General features: G+C 67.7%; 14 protein-coding genes. 6 read left to right on the forward strand and 8 right to left on the reverse strand.

Features of this window, described 5'->3' with window-relative positions; all coding sequences use genetic code 11:
- Nucleotides 1–79 precede the first annotated feature (79 nt).
- Nucleotides 80–2,371: an NADP-dependent malic enzyme gene (locus ACW6W5_RS12685; protein ID WP_121039652.1), complete on the forward strand. Its 2,292-nt coding sequence runs from the start codon at nt 80–82 to the stop codon at nt 2,369–2,371.
- A 440-nt stretch (nt 2,372–2,811) separates the two neighbouring features.
- Here ACW6W5_RS12685 and ACW6W5_RS12690 read toward each other — a convergent pair whose 3' ends face one another.
- Nucleotides 2,812–3,510 carry a basic secretory protein-like protein gene (locus ACW6W5_RS12690; protein ID WP_152154240.1) on the reverse strand — a complete coding sequence of 233 codons (699 nt, stop codon included), beginning with the start codon at nt 3,508–3,510 and terminating at the stop codon, nt 2,812–2,814.
- Nucleotides 3,507–6,857, reverse strand: coding sequence for a GH92 family glycosyl hydrolase (locus ACW6W5_RS12695; RefSeq protein WP_152154242.1), 3,351 nt, complete (start codon nt 6,855–6,857; stop codon nt 3,507–3,509). Before ACW6W5_RS12695 ends, ACW6W5_RS12690 begins: the two co-directional genes overlap by 4 nt.
- A 386-nt stretch (nt 6,858–7,243) precedes the next feature.
- On the opposite strand from ACW6W5_RS12695, the gene ACW6W5_RS12700 reads away from it, so the two are divergent.
- Genes ACW6W5_RS12700 through ACW6W5_RS12710 form a run of 3 tightly spaced genes read left to right on the forward strand, consistent with a single transcriptional unit; the run spans nt 7,244 to nt 9,875 of the window.
- Nucleotides 7,244–7,441 (forward strand): zinc-finger domain-containing protein, encoded by a 198-nt coding sequence (locus ACW6W5_RS12700; RefSeq protein WP_019183790.1) that lies wholly within the window; start codon nt 7,244–7,246, stop codon nt 7,439–7,441.
- Between the two features lie 15 nt (nt 7,442–7,456).
- A complete protein-coding gene (locus tag ACW6W5_RS12705) occupies nt 7,457–8,569 on the forward strand; it encodes a glycosyltransferase (RefSeq protein WP_152154244.1) in 1,113 nt (370 codons plus the stop codon).
- Nucleotides 8,550–9,875, forward strand: coding sequence for an O-antigen ligase family protein (locus ACW6W5_RS12710; protein WP_152154266.1), 1,326 nt, complete (start codon nt 8,550–8,552; stop codon nt 9,873–9,875). The genes ACW6W5_RS12705 and ACW6W5_RS12710 overlap by 20 nt, the downstream gene beginning before the upstream one ends.
- Before the next feature lie 72 nt (nt 9,876–9,947).
- Here the strand turns inward: ACW6W5_RS12710 and ACW6W5_RS12715 are convergent, their stop codons facing one another.
- Nucleotides 9,948–10,868, reverse strand: coding sequence for an LpxL/LpxP family Kdo(2)-lipid IV(A) lauroyl/palmitoleoyl acyltransferase (locus ACW6W5_RS12715; RefSeq protein WP_121039637.1), 921 nt, complete (start codon nt 10,866–10,868; stop codon nt 9,948–9,950).
- A 95-nt stretch (nt 10,869–10,963) separates the two neighbouring features.
- On the opposite strand from ACW6W5_RS12715, the gene waaA reads away from it, so the two are divergent.
- A complete protein-coding gene (waaA, locus tag ACW6W5_RS12720; protein WP_121041223.1) occupies nt 10,964–12,262 on the forward strand; it encodes a lipid IV(A) 3-deoxy-D-manno-octulosonic acid transferase in 1,299 nt (432 codons plus the stop codon).
- A 48-nt stretch (nt 12,263–12,310) separates the two neighbouring features.
- Here the strand turns inward: waaA and mgtE are convergent, their stop codons facing one another.
- The 5 genes from mgtE to ACW6W5_RS12745 all read right to left on the reverse strand — a co-directional run bounded on the left by mgtE (nt 12,311) and on the right by ACW6W5_RS12745 (nt 17,815).
- Nucleotides 12,311–13,693, reverse strand: coding sequence for a magnesium transporter (gene mgtE / locus ACW6W5_RS12725; RefSeq protein WP_121039634.1), 1,383 nt, complete (start codon nt 13,691–13,693; stop codon nt 12,311–12,313).
- A 169-nt stretch (nt 13,694–13,862) separates the two neighbouring features.
- Complete coding sequence (locus ACW6W5_RS12730) at nt 13,863–14,531, reverse strand: hypothetical protein (RefSeq protein ID WP_152154246.1); 669 nt, start codon at nt 14,529–14,531, stop codon at nt 13,863–13,865.
- 458 nt (nt 14,532–14,989) lie between these two features.
- Nucleotides 14,990–16,354: a TolC family outer membrane protein gene (locus ACW6W5_RS12735; RefSeq protein ID WP_121039628.1), complete on the reverse strand. Its 1,365-nt coding sequence runs from the start codon at nt 16,352–16,354 to the stop codon at nt 14,990–14,992.
- A gap of 16 nt (nt 16,355–16,370) precedes the next feature.
- Complete coding sequence (locus ACW6W5_RS12740) at nt 16,371–17,018, reverse strand: protein-L-isoaspartate O-methyltransferase family protein (protein WP_152154248.1); 648 nt, start codon at nt 17,016–17,018, stop codon at nt 16,371–16,373.
- 131 nt (nt 17,019–17,149) lie between these two features.
- Nucleotides 17,150–17,815 (reverse strand): TetR/AcrR family transcriptional regulator, encoded by a 666-nt coding sequence (locus tag ACW6W5_RS12745; protein ID WP_121039625.1) that lies wholly within the window; start codon nt 17,813–17,815, stop codon nt 17,150–17,152.
- A gap of 122 nt (nt 17,816–17,937) precedes the next feature.
- Between ACW6W5_RS12745 and ACW6W5_RS12750 the strand changes: the two genes are divergently transcribed.
- Entirely contained in the window at nt 17,938–19,074 is a 1,137-nt protein-coding gene (locus tag ACW6W5_RS12750) for an efflux RND transporter periplasmic adaptor subunit (RefSeq protein WP_121039622.1), read from the forward strand.
- Nucleotides 19,075–19,076 lie beyond the last annotated feature (2 nt).

Below are 19,076 nucleotides of genomic sequence, written 5' to 3' on the forward strand. Positions count from 1 at the left end.
GACAGCGTAGCGACAGGTCCGTCCACGCCAACGGGGGTATGATCCCCTGTTCCTCTCGCCCATTCATCTGCAGAAAGCGATGTCCAACGAAGATTTCAAACAGGCAGCCCTCGACTATCACCGGCTCTCGCCGCCCGGCAAGATCAAGGTCACCGCGACCAAGCCGATGTTGACCCAGCGCGATCTGTCGTTGGCGTACTCCCCGGGCGTGGCGCACGCCTGCGAGGCGATCATGGCCGACCCGCAGCAGGCCAGTGAACTGACCGCCCGCGGCAATCTTGTCGCCGTCATTTCCAACGGTACCGCCGTGCTGGGCCTGGGCAACATCGGCCCGCTGGCCGGCAAGCCGGTGATGGAAGGCAAGGGCGTGCTGTTCCAGAAGTTCGCCGGCATCGATGTGTTCGACATCGAGATCGATGAAAACGACCCGGACAAGCTGGTCGACATCATCGCCTCGCTGGAACCGACCTTCGGCGGCATCAATCTGGAAGACATCAAGGCGCCGGAGTGCTTCATCGTGGAGCGCAAGCTGCGCGAGCGGATGAACATCCCGGTGTTCCATGACGACCAGCACGGCACCGCGATCATCGTCGGCGCGGCCGTGCTCAACGCCATGCTCGTCACCGGCAAGAAGATCGAAGACGTGAAGCTGGCCACCACCGGCATGGGCGCAGCGGGTATCTCCTGCGTCAACATGCTGGTCTCGCTGGGCCTGAAGAAAGAGAACATCCTGGCCTTCGACCGCGACGGCGTGATCCACACCGGCCGCACCGATCTGGACCCGGAGAAGGCGCGTTACGCGCGTGATACCGACAAGCGCACGCTGGCCGAGATCGTCGATGGCGCGGACATCTTCCTGGGCCTGTCGGCCCCGGGCATCCTGACCGCGGACATGGTCAAGACCATGGCCAAGGATCCGGTGATCTTCGCGCTGGCCAACCCGACCCCGGAAATCATGCCGGAAGTGGCCCGTTCGGTCCGCCCGGACGCGCTGATCGGTACCGGTCGTTCGGACTACCCGAACCAGATCAACAACGTGCTGTGCTTCCCGTACCTGTTCCGCGGTGCGCTGGATGTCGGCGCGACCGCGATCAACGAAGAAATGAAGATCGCCTGCGTGCACGCGATCGCCGCGATGGCACGCCGCGAGGCCAGCGACCTGGGCTCGGCCTATGGCGATGAGACCCCGAGCTTCGGCCGTGACTACCTGATTCCGCGTCCGTTCGACCGCCGCCTGCTGGTGGAGCTGTCGGCTGCCGTGGCGCAGGCCGCGATGGATTCCGGCGTAGCTACCCGTCCGGTCGCCGACATGGGCGCCTACCGCGAGAAGCTGGCCCAGTTCGTCTACCGCACCAGCCTGATGATGAAGCCGGTCTACGACCGCGCGCGTTCGGACAAGCAGCGCGTGGTGTACGCCGAAGGCGAGGAAGAAGTGGTGCTGCGCGCCGTGCAGAACGTGGTCGATGAAGGCCTGGCGCAGCCGATCCTGATCGGCCGCCCGGACGTGATCGAGGCCCGTGTCGAACGCCTGGGCCTGCGCATGAAGGCCGGTGTCGATTTCGACATCACCAACATCAACGACGATCCGCGTTTCAACGAGTACTGGCAGTACTACCACAACCTCACCGGCCGTCGTGGTGTGACTGTGGCTGCGGCCAAGAACCTGATGCGCTCGCGCCCGACCCTGATCGCCGCAGTGATGGTGGCGCGTGGCGAAGCCGACGCGATGCTGACCGGCGTGGTCGGCCGCTTCCACAAGAAGCTCGGCTACGTGCGCAGCGTGCTGCCGCTGGAAGCCAAGGTGACCTCGACCTCGGCGATGACCGGCGTGATCAACCAGCAGGGCGTGTTCTTCTTCGTGGATACCCACGTCCAGGAAGACCCGACCGCCGAGCAGATCACCGAAGCGACGCTGCAGGCGGCATACCGCATGAAGCTGTTCGGCATCGAACCGAAGGTGGCGCTGCTGTCGCACTCCAACTTCGGCAGCCACGACTCCAAGGACGCGCTGAAGATGCGGGCGGTCCGCGAGATGCTGCTCAAGCGCAACCCGCGCTTGAACGTGGATGGCGAAATGCAGGGGGATACCGCATGGGATGAAGCCCTGCGCCAGAAGCTGCTGCCCAACAGCACGCTGAAGGGCCGTGCCAACCTGTTCGTGCTGCCCAACCTGGAAGCGGCCAACATCGCCTACAACCTGGTGCGCGTGTTCACCGACGGCGTGGCGATCGGCCCGATCCTGATGGGCGTGGCCAAGCCGGTGCACATCCTGACCACCAGCGCGACCTCGCGCCGCGTGCTCAACATGACCGCCATCGCGGCCGTGGATGCGCAGATCCGCAAGCAGCTGGAGGCGGAGAAGAACGCGTAAGGCGTTCTTTCCTCCTCTGAGTTGCCAGAACGCGCCCTTCGGGGCGCGTTCTCGTTTCGGGCAGCGAAACCGGTAGCTGCCGACCGTTGGTCGGCAGGCCATGTTTGCCTTCGGCCTGCGGTCGTTGTGGTGCGTGCATCTGCCACACACGCGCCGCACGGCGGTCACCGTCCTGCAACGTCCCAAGCGCCCAATACCCCTACGCGGCCCGGCCGTGGCGGCGCTCCGGTGGGGGCGTCGCCACCCTGGGCCCGACCAGATCCTCCACGATCAGCCACGGGAACGGTGTCATGCGCCATCGACGCACGAAGCGGTATTTCCAGCAGCTATTCGCGCTCTACGCCGGGTTGGTCGGCGCGCGCTGAAGACGGCACCGTTGGGACCGGTAGTGCCGGCCGCTGGCCGGCTCCTGGCAGACGCCGACCGGCCACAGACAGTAATCAGCGTGTCTGCACGTACTGCGCCCACAAGGCCGGCAACGCCACGCCGCTGAGTGTTTCCCACAGCGCCGGCGTATAGCCGCCCTCACGCAGGGCACCATCCAGCGCCTTCACCAGCCCGGGATGCTGTGCCTCGCTCCAGGCCAGGAACGCACCGGTCACCCGGTAGCCCGTATCGAAGTTCTGCTCCGGTTTGACCTGCGTCGGCAATGCCCAGCCGGCTGCGGCGTTGTCCTTGCCGTAGCGGTCGCGGGCGTAATCGGCGATGCCTTCCACCAGCCAGCCCGGCACGCGCGCATTGGCGTACTCCGGGTAGCCCTGCACGATGTGCATCGCCTCGTGGGTGACCAGATCGATGTCGCCCGGGTGCGTGTGCAACCAGGCCGGGTTGATCGTGATCGTCGCCGCCTGCGCCTTCTCACCGACAAAGGCGATGCCGTCGTAAGCCGGGTCGATCACGATGCCGACCTGCGTCGGTGCGGCCGGATGGAAATCGGCGCGCTCGCGCAGATACGCGCCGAAGAAGGTCTCGATGATGCGCTCGCGCACCGGCGCGGCCAGCGCATCGCTGGCGTCGCGGTAGTGCAGGGTCACGTCCTCGCGGGTCTGCGTGGTCTCGAACGCGTGCGCATCGGCAAGCCCCGCGGTGACGAGCACGGCGGTCAGCAGGCAACGGGGGATCGGCAGGGCAGTCCTCATCGCGTCGCCGCCGGTGCGAGCAGTTCGACTTCCGCCAGTTGCAGGCGACCCGGTGCACCGATGCGCAGCCGGTACTCGGCGTAGCGGCCCGGCTGGGCGATGCGGAACGGTCGGGTCTGCATTGCCCAGGCGAAGGCTTCGCCACGTCGCTGGTCGACCTGCACCCAGCGGCCACCGGTGGTGCGTGCCTCCAACGTCCACTCGCCACCGCGGATCGGGCCGTTGCCACTGGTCAGTGTGTACATCGCGGGCGTACCCGCTGCGACATTGCTGAAGGTGATCGTGCTCGAGCCGCCCAACGGCAGTGCCGTGGCCGCATCGTCATCGATCAGCGCGGCGGCCGCGCGGCCATCGCCGAGCTGGGCGGTCGCGCCGCTGCCCAGAAGATCATGCAGCAGGGCCGGCTGCTGGCCGCGCGCGGTCAGCGAGCGCGGTGCGTCGTCCGGGCCGGTACCCCAGCGCGAGGGCTCCGGGCCCATGACGAAGTCCAACGTGGCGCCCTTGGCGAGCAGCTCGTGTGGCAGCCAGGTCTTGGTCCACGGCGTGCCGTTGACCTTCAGCGACTGCACGTAGATGTTGGTGGCCGAGTTCTCCGGCGCGTTGACGGTCAGCACCGCGCCGCCCTGCAGCGCCACGCGGGCATGGCGGAACAGCGGCGAGCCGATCACGTACTCCGGTGCGCCCATGCGCAGCGGGTAGATGCCCAGCGAGGCGAACAGGTACCACGCCGAGGTCTCGCCGTTGTCCTCATCGCCCGGGTAGCCCTGGCCGATCTCGCTGCCCAGGTACAGGCGCGAGAGGATCTCGCGCACATGCTGCTGGGTCTTCCACGGCTGCCCGGCATACAGGTACATCCATGGGATGTGGTGGGCCGGCTGGTTGCTGTGCGCGTACATGCCCATGCGCACATCGCGCGCTTCGGTCATCTCGTGGATGGTGCCGCCGTAGGAGCCTGCAAACGCCGCATCGGCGGTTTCCGGCGTGGCGAAGAAGGTATCCAGCTTGGCCGCCAACTGCGCGCGGCCGCCGTACAGGGCCGCCAGGCCTTCACCGTCGTGCGCGGCGGTGAAGGCGAAGGTCCAGCCGTTGGATTCGGTGTAGTCATGGCCCCACACGCGCGGGTCGTAGTCCTTGGCGTCCAGACGCCAGCTGCCATCCGGTTTGCGACCCTGGAAGAAGCCTGCGGCGGGATCGAACAACGTGGCGTAGGTGCCGGCGCGGTGACGGAAGTAGTCGGCCTCGGTCGCATAGCGTTCGCGCGCAGCCGGCGTATCGGCCTGCTTGGCCAGGACCTCGGCCATGTTGGCCACGCCGAAATCGTTGAGTGCGCCTTCCATCGTCCACGACATGCCCTCATGCACGTCGGCAGTGGCATAGCCACGGAACGTGGAACGGTCCATGCCCTTGCGCCCGACATGGCGGTCCGGCGGCACCACGGTCGCGTTCTTCAGTGCGGCAGCGTAGGCCTCCTGCGGGTCGAAGCCACCGATGCCCTTCAGCCACGCATCGGCGAACGCCACGTCCGAACTGGTGCCCACCATCAGGTCGGCATAGCCGGGCGAGGACCAGCGCGCGACCCAGCCACCGGCGCGGTACTGCTCGATGAAACCCTGCACCAGCGCGCCGGCGTCGTCCTTGGTGAACAGCGCATAGGCCGGCCAGGTGGTGCGGAAGGTATCCCAGAAGCCGTTGTTGACGTACACCTTGCCGTCGCGCACCGGCGCGAAGCTGCGCGTGGCGCTGCCGTCGGTGTTCTCATCCGAGGCGCTGGCCTGGCTGGCGTAGCGCCAGTCCGGTGCCGCTGCGGTGCCGGCGTTCTCATGGCCGGAATTGGGATAGAGGTAGAGGCGGTACAGGTTGGAGTACAGCGTCGTCTTCTGGTCATCGCTGGCATCGCCCACATCGAAGCGGGCCAGGCGCTGGTCCCACGCTTCCTGCGCACGCGCGGCCACGCGATCCACATCGTCGGCAGCGGCCACTTCCAGGGCCAGGTTATGACGGGCCTGCTCGACAGAGATCAACGAGGTGGCGATGCGCATGGTGACGCGGCGCTCGGTACCCGCATCGAACTTGATGTAGCCGGTCGGGCGGCCGGTCTTCACCGTGCCGCTGCTGCGCCACGGCCGGTCGAAGCTGGCCACCACATACATGCGGGTGGCACCGGTGGACAGGCCACTGCGGGTATCGGTATAGCCGGAGAGTGTCTGTGTGCCCGCATCCAGCGTCAGCCCGCCGCGCGCGTCGACGTTGTCGAACAGCAGGTTGGCATCACCGCCTTCGGGGAACGCGAAGCGGAACACCGCGGCGTGGTCGGTCGGTGCGATCGAGGCGGCGATGCCGTTGTCGAAGCGCACGTCATAGCGGTACGGGCGGGCCTGCTCGTTCTCGCGCGAGAAGCTCAGCGCACGCTTGCTGCGGTCGGCCTCGGGCACGCCACGGGTCGCCGATGGCATCACCTGGAAGGTCTGGCGGTCGCCCATCCACGGGCTGGGCTGGTGGCTCAGCGCCAGCGCCTGCAGGCGGGGCCGGTTGGCCGCATCGTTCTGTTCGTTCCAGCGATACAGCCAGGTCAGTGAGCCGGCGTCGGTCACCGGTGTCCAGAAATTGAAGCCGTGCGGCACGGCGGTGGCCGGGAAATTGTTGCCGCGCGAGAAGGTGCCATTGGCCTGCGTGCCGCGGGTGGTCAGCACCCAATCCGAGGGACGCTGCGGCGTACTGCGCGGTTGCGTGTCCAGGCGGACATCGTCGATCCAGCCGGCCACCGGTGCGCCATCGGCGCTGGCCACCTCCACCTCCAGCGCGACCACGCGACGCCCGCGCAGGGCCGGGGTATCGCCCAGACGAACGGCTTTGCGTGCCCACTGCTGCGGGTACAACGTCTTCGAGTCGCCCTGTGCACGCGCACCCAGTGCCACCCCGTGATGATCGCGCGCAGCACTCGCCGAGACCCGGGTGCCGTCGTCGAGCACCAGATCGAGCGAGACGTAAGTCGAGGCCACGGTGTCCTTGCCGACGATCTCGGGCAGCACCAGCCAGGACAGGGTGGTATCGGCTTCGATGGCCAGGTCGGTCGTGAACAGCTGGCGGCGCGCCTTGCCGCCGGCGCTGGCGTAATGCAGTGCATGCAGGCCGCTGTAGCCGACGCCGGGCTTGGCGGCATAGGGCGCCGCCGGCCCGGTGCCGATCCGCACCTGCAGCGCGTCGTCGCCGGCGGCCGGGGCGGGCTGACCCGGCTCGAACGAGGTCTGCAGGCCCTGCGCGGCAGCCGGCAGGGCGATCAAGGCGCAGGCCAGGGCCAGGGCGAGCGGAAGGGCACGGCGGGCGGGGCGCAGGTCGGACAGGGTCATGCAAGGGTCTCCCGGGGAGGGCAGGCGGCAGGCAGGACCCGCATCGATGGCCACGGCGGACGGCGTCGCCCCAGCCATCGGCAGACGGCAGGATAGAGGCGATGCATGTCCGGTGGGGGTCGGGCAGGCGATCGGGTCGATGATCAGTACCCGTTGATCCTGCATCACGATAACTGGCTGTGACAAGTGCAATTAGTTCGATCTAAATACGGCAAATTCGTTTCATTTCGAAATATTGACAATGGATTTGGATCGATTTAAAAGGTCCGGTGGTTCTCCCCCCGGATGGCCAGCGCTTCAACCTGGCGCCCTCCGATCCAGCGGCCTTCGGCGGCCGCCAGATGCTAGAATCGGCGGTCTCGCAACCCCCTTTGTGTGTCCACGCCATGAGCCATACCGCCACCGCGCCCGCCAATGCCGAGAAGCGTTACACCGTGCACCGCAGCGACCTGCCGCTGAGCTGCCCGACGCCGGAAATGGCGCTGTGGAACTCGCACCCGCGCGTGTACCTGCCGATCGAAGACGAGCCCAACTGCGAGGCCGCGTGCCCGTACTGCGGCGCCGTGTTCGTGCTCGCCGACTGATCCGCGGACGACACTGTGCGCCGACTGACCGTGGTGCAGCTGCTGCCGGCGCTGCACTCCGGCGGGGTCGAACGCTCCACCCTTGAGATCGCCTCCGCCCTGGTTGCCGCCGGCCACCGGGCCATCGTCGTGTCCGCCGGTGGGCGCCTGGTCGAGCCGTTGCTCGCCAGTGGCGCCGAACACCTGACCCTGGACATCGGCCGCAAGTCGCTGCTGACGCTGCGCCACGTGCTGACCCTGCGTAACCTGTTCAACGAGGTGGGCGCGGATATCGTGCACGCGCGTTCGCGGTTGCCGGCCTGGCTGGGCCTGTACGCCGTGCGCAACCTGCCGGCGGCCACCCGCCCGCACTGGGTCACCACCGTGCACGGGCTCAACTCGCCGGGCCGCTACAGCGCGGTGATGACCAGCGGCGAGCGCGTGATCTGCGTGTCCAACAGCGTGCGTGAGTTCGTGCGCACGCACTACCCCAGCGTGCCGGCCGAGCGCCTGCAGGTGATACCCCGTGGTGTCGATGTCGCGCAGTTCCCGCGCGTGGGCCGGCAGGATCGGCGTGCGCGCCTGGCCGTGGCCGAGCAGCATCCCGCGCTGGCCGGCGAGGCACCGTTGCTGTTGCTGCCGGGCCGTGGCACCCGCCTGAAAGGGCATCGCCACGCGCTGACGCTGCTGGCCGGGCTGCACGCTGCCGGCGTGCCGGCCACGCTGTGGATGCCAGGCACGCGCGAGCCCGGCCGCGAATCCTATGTCGCCGAGCTGGACGCCCAGGCGCGCAGTCTCGGCGTGTTCGATGCGGTGCTGATGACTGCGCCGACCTCACGCATCGCGCAGGCCTATGCGGCCAGCGACCTGGTACTGCAGTTGTCGGACAAAGCCGAAGCGTTTGGCCGCACCGTGGTCGAAGCGCTGTCGGTGGGCCGCCCCGTGCTGGGCTGGAACCATGGCGGCGTCGGCGAGTTGTTGACTCAGCTGCAACCCTCCGGCGCGGTACCCTTGGGCGACGCCGATGCACTGCTGGCGCGCGCGCAGCAGTTGCTGCTGCAGCCGCCCTCACTGCCGACGCGGATCCCGTTTACCTTGCAGGCGATGCAGCGTGACACGCTCCAGCTCTATACCTCCCTCATCGGCTGAGCCCACCGTCCTTCCCGGTTCGCCGGGCTCCCGCGCGGGCCGCTGGGCGCCGTGGTGGGTGATTGCGTTCGTCGCCTTGTGGCCGCTGCCCGGGATCGCCGAGGGCGTGCTGGTGCTGGGTGCGCTGTACGCGGCGGTGCGCATGGTGCAACTGCGCCTGCAGGGTAAACAGCGTCTGCTCAGCAGCCCTGCGTGGGCACTGACCAGCATCCTGTTCCTGGGCTACTGGCTGCCGCAGGCGTTTTCCGCCTTCGATGCGATCGACCCCGGCACCGCGTGGCGCAAGGCGGCTGCCGGCCTGCGCTATCTGCCGTTCATGTGGCTGGTGGCCATTGCCGTGGCGACCCCGCAGCGGCGCGCGTTGACGCTGGGGGGGCTGGCGCTGATCACCGGCCTGTGGACCGTGGATGCACTGGCGCAGGCGATCATCGGCAGCAGCCCGCTGTTCTGGTCGATGGACCAGCTCAAGTGGGCGGTCAGCGGTCACGGGCTGTGCTCACCGCAGGAGATGGCGGCGGTGGATCGCCTCAGCGGCGTGCTCGGCCCGTGCAACCTCAAGTTCGGCCAGGTGCTGGCCAGCCTGTCACCGTTCCTGCTGTTCGCCGCCGCACGGCGTGCCGGCATTCTCGGCTGGTCACTGGTGGCCGCCGCGGTGGGTGTCGTGCTGGTCCTGGCCGGTTCGCGCGCGGCGTGGCTGACCTATGCACTGGTGCTGGTGTTCTCCGGTTGGCGGCTGATCGGTGTGCGCGGGCTGCTGGCCTGCGTTTCGGTCGGCGCGGTGGCGGCGGTTGCACTGGCGGTGACCGTGCCGCAGGTAGGGGACCGCGTCGCGCGTACCGCAATGGCGTGGGAAGGCGAGAACGACGGCGTCAATCAGGCATTGTCCGGCCGCGCCCAGATATGGGCCGCAGCAACCTGCATGATCGAGGAGCATCCGATCAACGGCGTCGGTGCGCGTGGTTTCCGCGACGCTTACCCCGCGTGCAATCCGGACCCGGCTGCCCGGGAAGTGTGGGGCGCCGGCCCGGCCCTGCACGCGCACCAGATCGTGCTCGAGATCCTCGCCGAAACGGGCATCCTCGGCCTGCTGCTGTGGTTGGCGGCCGTGGCCCAGGCGTGGCGCGCGTGGCGTTTTGCACCTCCCGAGGCGCGTGAGCGCGCGCGCCCGGCGATGCTCGCGCTGGCGGTGACGGTGTTCCCGCTCAACACCCACCTGGCGTTCTATTCGACCTTCTGGGGCGGCCTCACGCTGCTGCTGGCCGCGCTGTATGCGGGCAGTCTGTTGGCGAAGGATGAGGCCCAGTAGCGTCGCAGAGGCCCGTCAAGCAGGTAGATCCACGCCGCCTGCTGAGATGCCCGGAGGCATCCGCGTCATCCATCACTGGTAGTAATCGCTCCGGCCACCGGGCTGGCGCTTGAACCGGCGGTGGATCCACAGGTACTGGTCCGGCGCCTCGCGCACCATGGCCTCGATGGCCTGATTGACGCGGGCGGTATCGGCCTCGACATCCTCGCTGGGGAAATTCTCCAGCGGTGCGCCGATCTTCAAAAAATACTTGCCGCCTTCGCGACGGTGGAAATACGGGATCACCGCACAGCCGGTCATCCGCGCCAGCTGGTGCGTGGCGGTGATGGTCGAGGCGGTATGGCCGAAGAACGGCACGAACACCGTGTCCTTGCCGCGCATGTCCTGGTCGGGCGCATACCAGAGGAAGCCCCCCTTCTTCAGGTGCCGCACCGTGGCACGGATGTCTTCGTTGGCGTACATCGCCTTGGCGTAGCGCAGGCGGCCGAACTTCACCGCCCACTCGTAGACCGGGTTGCGGTGCTTGCGGTACATGCCGGACAGCTCCACGTGGTCGCACAGCAGGCGGCCGCACATCTCCAGCGTCATGAAGTGGCCGGAGACCAGCAGCACACCGCGGCCTTGGGCCTGCATGCGGTGCAGGTGTTCCAGCCCTTCGATCTGCACCTGCGGGCGGATGCTGTCGATGCTGCCCCACCAGGCCCGCGCGAATTCGAAAATACCGACGCCCAACGCGTCGAAGCTGTCGCGCAGCAGGCGTTGGCGCCAGGCGTCGTCCTTCTCCGGGAAGCACAGCTTCAGGTTGACCTCGGCGGCGCGCCGGCGGCTGCTGGCCAGCCGGTAGGCGACCGTGCCGACGCCGCGCCCGAGCGCGCGCTGCAGCATCCACGGCAGGCGGGCGATCGCGAAGGCGACCAACATGAAGGCGAAGGTCGGCCAGTGGCGCGGATTGCGCAGGGACGGCCGGGTGGCGGTGGAAGCGTTATCGGACATGCCTCGATTCTAATGGATGCGCCCGGATGCGTCCCGGCGCGGCCATCACGGCGGCGCGGCGTGTCTTCCCCGCGCCGCTCCCGTATCCTTTGCGCATGCGTAAAAGCCCTGTCGAATGGATCCTGCGCGGCCTGTACTCGGCCGTGCTGTACCTGCTGTTGCCGATCACCGTGTACCACCTGGTATGGCGGGGCTTCCGGGTGCGCGAGTACTTCCAGCGCTGGGATGAGCGCTATGCCTCCTATCCGCACTCCAGCGGCCAGCCGCGGGTCTGGCTGCACGCGGTCTCGGTGGGCGAGGTGAATGCTGCCGCGCCACTGGTGAATGCCCTGCGCGCGCTGCGCCCGGACATCCGCTGGGTGATCACCACCATTACCCCGACCGGCTCCGAACGGGTCCGCGCGCTGTGGGGGGATGCGGTCGACCACGTGTACCTGCCCTACGACGTGCCGGGCAGCGTCGGCCGCTTCCTGGGCCACTTCAAGCCCAGCCTGGCGCTGATCCTGGAAACCGAGCTGTGGCCGAACCTGCTGTTCGGCTGCCGCGACCGCCGGATCCCGGTCTACATTCTCAATGCCCGGCTGTCGGCGCGCTCACTGCGCGGCTATCGGCTGCTGCGGCCGCTGATCGGCCGCGCACTGCGCACCGTGACCTGCGTGGCCGCACAGTCGGACGATGATGCCGAGCGCTTCATCCAGCTCGGGGCGCGCCCGGACCAGGTGCAGCCGCTGGGAAATCTGAAATTCGATATCGCCACCCCGAACGTGCAGGACTTCATCGCGCGCTTCCATGCTCTGGTGCCCGCCACGCGCCCGGTCTGGATCGCCGCCAGCACGCACGAGGGCGAAGAGCAGGCCACCCTCGATCTGCATCGTCGCCTGCGCGAGGCGATGCCGGGGGTGCTGCTGTTGTGGGCGCCGCGGCATCCCGAGCGGTTCCCGCGGGTGGAAGCACTGGCCCGCGAGCAGGGCTGGAAGGTCGCCACACGCCGCCAGCAGCAGTGGCCGCTGGCCGATACGGATGTCTTCGTCATCGACACGCTCGGCGAGCTGATGTCGTTCTACGGCTGCGCGCAGGTGGCCTTCGTCGGGGGCAGCCTGCAGGCCATCGGCGGGCACAACCTGCTGGAGCCGGCGGCGATGGGCACGGCCGCTGTCACCGGCCCGCACCTGCACAACTTCGCCGAGATTTCCCGGCGCATGCGCGAAGCCGGTGCGGTGGTGATCGCCGAGGATGCCAGCGGGGTCGGCGATGCACTGCTGACCCTGTTGCGCGATCCGCAGGCACGCGAAGACATGGCCCGCGCGGGGTGTGCGCTGGTGAGCAACGGCCGTGGCGCGTTGAAGCGCACCGTGGCCCTGATCGCCCCGCAGTTGCCGCCGCCGGTGGCGTGATCGCGGCCCGCCTGGCCGCCACGCGCGGCGACCAGGCCTGCCGATCCATCAGCCCGCAGCGACCAGCAGATCGCCCAGGAAGGCGTACGCAAACCCGAAGTAGATGAACACGCCGATCAGATCCATGACCGAGGTGATCATCGGGGCTGACAGGGTGGCCGGATCCGCCCCGATGCGGCGTGCGGCGAACGGCAGCAACGCGCCGATGATGCCGCCGAGCGCGGTGCACACCAGCATGCTCGAGCCCACCACCAGCAGCACGTCCATGCCCACACCCTTGCTGAAGTAAGCCAGGATCGCCTCCAGCACGGCGATGCTGATGCCCAGCGCCGCGGCCACCGGCAGTTCGCGCTGGATCACGAACCCCACATCGCGCCAGCTCAGTTTCAGCTCGCCCAGCGCCATGCTGCGGATCACCAGCGTGGCCGACTGGCTGCCGGTGTTGCCGCCCATGTCCACGATCGGGGCGATGAAGGCGGCCAGCACGATCACCTGCGACAGCAGCTCCTCCTGCGCGGCGACAAACGTACTGGTGACGATGCCGAAGCAGGTCAGGATCGCCAGCCAGAACACACGCACCCGGAACATCTGCTTCAGCGGCGTGCTGCGCACATCAAGATCGTTCCCGTTTCCGCTGACCGTGCCGCCAAAGCGTGCCAGCTGCGAGGCATCCTGCTCCTTCTCGATATCCATCGCATCGTCCACGGTGACGATGCCGATCATGCGATCCCCGCCATTGGTCACCGGCAGCGCGAGCAGGTCGTAGCGACGGATCAGTTCGGCGGCCTGCAGCCTGGGCCAGTGCGCCTTCGCGGCGACCGGCTGCTCATGCATGATCGAGGCGACCGTGCGGTTCTCGTTGGCCAACACCAGATCACGCAGGGCCACCGTGCCGCGCAGCCGCAGCGTGTGGTCGAGCACGAACAGGATGTTCACCGTTTCGCTGTGCAGCGCAGTGGCGCGGATATGTGCCAGCGCCTGGGCCACGGTCATCTCCGGAGACACCCAGACATAATCGGACGTCGTCGCCGAGCCGACCGTGCCCTCCGGATAGGACGCCATCTTGAGGATGTCGTCGCGCTCGACCTTGGTCAGTGCCGGCAGCAGTTTCTGCTTGGCGTCATCGCCGAGCCGGTTGTACAGATCGGCGCGGTCATCCGAGGGCATGTGTTCGAACAGCTGCACCACCGCCTCGCGCGGCATCGCCGCCAGCAGCTGATCCTGGCGTATCTCGGTGAAGTGCGCGAACAGCTCGGCGCGTGCCTGCGGGTCGAGCATCATCAGCAACGGGAGTGTCTTGTCCACGCTCAGCGCGTCGAGCGCATCGACGAGGTCGGACGGATGCGTGGTGGCGGCGATGCTGACAAAGCCGGCCGCGTCGAGGGAGAGCGAGAGGGTGCGGATCGAGAACAGGAGGTCTTCGCGGTTCATGGTGGTTCTCCAGCAGAAAGCGGCGCGTGACGGAGCAACGCGCGGTGATGAGGTACAGGCATCCAGCGCACCGGATTGCGTCCGGCGCGGCAGGTACAGGGCGTGGGCCGCGTGCAGCGTGCAGGCGGCGGGTGAGGTCAATCGTTGCCGTCAGCCGGCACGCACGGCACTACGGTGCGGCCGCGAGATTGAAGCCGAGCGTCAGCCATCGACCATCGCGCTGGTGATGCATGCGGCCGGCCAGCAGATCCACGCTGGCGCCGCGCCAGAGTTCGTGGCGCACGCCGAACTGACTGCTGCGCTGGCGCGTTGCATCGCGGGCGGTTTCGGCCAGGAGTGACCAGTGCGGTGCGGCCACGATTTCCAGGCCGACGCCATCGGTGCGGCCCCGTTCCCCTGCCGTGCGTGCCCAGCCCAGGTTGAGGTGCAGCAGCGTGCGATCAGAGGCACCGAGCGCCACGGTCAGGGGGGCATTGAGGTTCCAATCGTTGGCGCGCGGGCGGTGCCAGTCGCTGCCTACGCCCGCACTGACCGCCACCCCCCAGCGTCGCTGATCGAGATCACGCAGCACGCGCTTGGCGCCCACGGCCCACTGCGTGGCGGCAGTGGCACGTTGATGGCTGACGCCGAGCGACCACTCGGTCCCGGCGATGGTGCAGGCCGGCACGGCCGTCCATTCGTTGCCGGCATCGGTATGCCGGCCCCAGCTTTCCAGCTGGCAGCGACCGGCATCGGTGATGGAGGCGTCATCCACCATCAGGCTGGCGGCGGCGCGGGTGTCGAACGGAAGCATCGCCACGGCCACGAGCGGCAGGGCGAACACACGGGAAACGTGCATGGGCAATCTCCAGGCAAACGGAAACGCCAGCGGCACCCTTCTTGGGGTCGGTGGAACGGCGATACGGATGATGCGAGGCGGGCGAGCGTGTCAGCTGCGCCGGTGGGCCCCGTCCTGTGCGGACGGAACCGACCTTGGGGTCAGTGGGTCCGTCGGCTCAGGAGCAGCAACGAGATCGACTATGACTGTCCAAGGAGGGGGCCTCTGGAGGGAAAGGGAAGGTGGTGCGGGGCGGACCTTAGTCGGCCCATGCCGAGGGGTCAAGCCATTTTCCATGCGACGTGCCGGACTGTGGACCGGTTCACGGTGGAGACTGTGCGCGGGTAGGCATTACGCGATGAAATCGCCGCGGCAGTGATCGCGTGTGTGACGCCCACGACGTGTCGGAATCAACAACCTGCGCGCATAAAAAAACCACCCGCATGCGGGTGGTTTTCTGTCACGCGCTGCGCCGTCGATCAGTTGACGGTGGTGCTCGGCGTGGCCGCCTTCTGGGTGAGCAGGCGGTTGATGTCCTGCAGTTCGGCGATGTCCAGCGTGCCGACCGCCTGGCCCAGCTGCAGGCGGTTCTGCAGGAAGGTGTAGCGGGCGTTGGCGTAGTCCAGCTGCGCGGAGAACAGGATGCGCTGGTTCTGGATCACGTCCAGCACGGTACGCGTACCGACTTCCAGACCGACCTGCGAGGCGTCATAGGCGCTCTGTGCCGACACGACGGCCAGGCGACGCGCTTCCACTTCGCTGATGCCGGCCACCAGGGTCTGGTAGGCATTGCGCGTGTTGCGGTCCAGGGCGCGCTTCTGCTGCTCGTAGCCGTCCTGGGCGATGTCACGCTGGGCCAGGGCCTGGCGCACGCCGGACTGGGTGGCGCCGCCGGAGAAGATCGGCACGTTCAGGGTCAGGCCGACGCTGTTGGTGCGGCGGTCCGGGCTGAAGCTGCTGCCGCCGTCGCCGACGACATCACCCCAGCTGGCCGACTTGCCGGCGGTGGCACCCAGCGACAGGGTCGGGTAGTGCGCGCCGCGGGCGGCCGAGACGCCGGATTCAGCAGCGTTGACCTTCAGTTCCTGCGCCTTCAGCGCCGGGTTCTGCGCAACAGCCTCGTTCACCAGCGTATCGATGGTGGCGTACTTGGCCGGCAGCTCCGGACGGAAATCGGCCGGCAGAGCGCGCAGGTCGGTGACCGGCTGGCCGGTCAGTTCGGTCAGCGCCTGGTAGGCGTCGGCCAGCGTGTTCTGCGCGATGATCGTGTTGGCGCGCGCCTGGTCGTACTGGGCGCGGGCTTCGTGCACGTCGGTGATCGGGGCCAGGCCCACTTCCAGGCGCTTGTCGGCGAAGTCGAACTGCTTCTTGGCAGCGGCTTCGTTGGTCTGCGCGGCCGACAGCGATTCAATGCCCACCAGCACGTTGAAGTACGCCGCCGAGGTGCGCACGATCAGGTCGTCGTTGGCCGAATCCAGGGTGAAATCCGCTGCACGGCTCAGCTCGCGCTGCGACCGCAGATTGGCGAACTGGGTGAAGTTGAAGACGGTCTGGCTGCCGTTGATCGTGTAGTTCCGGCTCTTGGTGGTGAACGAGCTGGAGGTCAGATCATGGTTCGGGTTGGTGCGGCTGCGGTTGAGCGAGGCCTCGCCGTTGAGCTGCGGCAGCAGGGCGGCACGCGCCTGCACAGCGCCTTCCTTGTCGTACAGACGGGTCGACTCGGCAGCCGACAGCTGCGGATCGCCGTTGCGCGCCATTTCGTAGACCTGCAGCAGGTCGGCGGCAGAGGCGGTCATCGGCAGCAGGGCGGCGGCCAGCGCAAAGGCGAGGGATCGGCGGATCATTGCGGCTTCCTTGGACTCAGAGTTGGAACTGGGGTGCCGGGGCGGCACCGCGCAGGTAATCGATATCGGTTTCGAACAGCGATTCAGTGGTGCCGTCCGCCTTGACCAGCACCGCTTCCATGACCGGCGACCGGCCACGGATCACGAACAGTCGACCGCCGGGACGCAGCCACTGGGCGAAACGTGACGGAATGACATCCACCGCGCCGGTGACGCAGATCGCATCGAAGCGGCGCTCGGTGTCCCAGCTCAGGGCGTCGGCGGTTTCGATACGGACGTTGTTGCCCAGGCCGGCAGCGTCCAGACGCGCGCGCGCGGTGGTGGCCAGGTCGGCATCGATTTCCAGGCTCAGCACTTCGCGGGCCAGTTCGCCCATGCAGGCGCTCAGGTAGCCGCTGCCGGTGCCGATTTCCAGCACTTCATCGCCCGGCTGCAGATCCAGCGCCTGCAGCGTGCGGCCTTCGATGACCGGCTTCATCATCTTCTGGCCGTTGCCCAGCGGCAGCTCGATATCAGCGTAAGCCAGAGCCCGGTGCGATTCAGCGACGAACGCCTCCCGCGGCAAGCGTGCCAGTACATCGAGCACGCGGATTTCCAGCACATCCCAGGGGCGGATCTGCTGTTCAACCATCAGTTCGCGGGCGTGGGAGTAATCGATCGTCATGAGGTTCTATATCCAGCGCAGTGGGCCGGCCATTTTACCGGTGCCGGGAGCCGGCGGCGCGCTGAAAGCATCGCTGCCGTCGCGCCGGGGTCGCAGTGCCGGAAGTCACCGCGACCTCCGGTCCATTCAGTTTAGTGCCGCCGGGCATACGCCCGCAGGAAAAAGTCGACGCTGGCGCACACGTGGGCGTCGGCATCGCACTCGGCCGGGGCCGGCCGCAACCCGCACATCATATGCGTATGCAGCTCGCCCTTGATCAAGGTCAGGAACTGGAGGGCGGCGGTCTGGAAGTCGGTGATCTCCAGTTCGCCACGGGCGGCCCGGGCACGCAGGAAGTCCCCCAGTGCATCGGTGGTCCGCTGCGGGCCGGCCAGCCAGAACATTTCGCGGATGCGGTCATCGGTATCGGGCGACATCATCACCCGCTGCACGGCGACGGCCGCATCGGAGGTGATCAGGCTGAAGAAGGCGTGGCCGATGCCCATCAGCTGATCGCGCAGTGGGCCCTCGATGTCGGTGACGAACAGCTCGTCGGGCAGCATCTCGACACATTTGGACTGCACAGCTTCGGTGAAAAGGGTCTCTTTATCGCCGAAATGGCTGTAAACGGTCAGCTTTGATACGCCAGCCTGGGCGGCGATGCTGTCCATGCTGACCCCGTTGTAGCCCTGGTCGACGAACAGCGATTTGGCGGCTTCCAGAATGGCCGCGCGCTTTCCCAGATCCTTCGGGCGCCCCGGCCCGGCGGCCTTGGCGGCCGGCTTGGAAGGCGATGTGGAGGAGGTCGGATCAGTCATCCAATCAATACTAGACCAATCGGTTCGATATTTATACTATACCGGCTGGTTCAATATTGAGGCGGCTGGAACAGAGCGTTTCCAGCGGCTTTTTCCGGGTTACTTTTCAGGTCCAGGACCTCATGAAAAACATGCGATGGATGGGTGGTGGGTTGCTGGCGATCGCGCTGGCAGCATGTGGCAAGCAGGACGCCGAGCCGGTTGCGCCGATTCCGGTGCTGGTGGTCCACCCGGGCACCGTGACCGGCCAGGAAGTGGCTGCCTATCCCGGTGAGATCCGCGCCCGCGAGGAAAGCCCGCTGTCGTTCCGCGTCGGGGGCAACCTGATCAAGCGGCATGTCGATGCCGGCCAGCGCGTGCGCAAGGGCCAACTGCTGGCCGAGCTGGATGCTGCCGACTACGCCTCCCAGGCCAGCGCCTCGCAGGCCCAGCTGGCCGCTGCCGAAGCCGATCTGATCCGCGCCCGTGATGACCAGAAGCGCTACGCCACGCTGGCCGAGCAGCAACTGGTCAGCCAGTCCGCACTCGACAGCCAGACCGCCGCGTTCAAGGCCGCGCAGGGCCAGGCCAATGCCGCCCGCGCCAATCTGGCCGTGGCCCGCAACCAGGCCGAGTACGCCCAGTTGCGCGCGCCGGCCGACGGCGTGATCGCCAGCCGCCAGGCCGAAGCCGGGCAGGTGGTCAGTGCCGGGCAGACCGTGTTCACCCTGGCTGCGGATGGCGGCCGCGAAGTCGTGATCGCCCTGCCGGAAAGCACCATCCGCGATTACCAGGTGGGCCAGCCGGTACAGGTGGAACTGTGGAACCGCCCGGGCCAGCTGTTGGCCGGCACGATCCGTGAGATCGCCCCGGCTGCCGATGCGCAGGGGCGTACCTATGCCACCCGCGTCAGCCTGGCACCGGAAGCGCTGACCGAGGTCGAGCTGGGCCAGAGCGCGCGCGTGTTCGCCGCGGCCGGGCGCCAGGGCACCCTGCAGTTGCCGCTGGCGGCGGTGCAGCGCGGTGCCGATGGGCGTAGCAGCGTGTGGGTGGTCGATCCGGCCAAGCGCACGTTGAAAGCCACGCCGGTGGCGGTCGGTGCGTATGGCGTTGAATCCGTTCCGGTGCTGAGCGGGGTGAACGCGAACGACTGGGTGGTCGCCGCCGGCGGCCATCTGCTGCGCGAGGGCCAGCCGGTGACCGCGGTGGACCGCCAGAACCGCCCGGTGCTGGCACCGGCGGCCAAGCCTGCCGCGCCTGCCACCGGCAAGGGGAACTGATC

Source organism: Stenotrophomonas sp. IS26, from assembly GCF_054188265.1.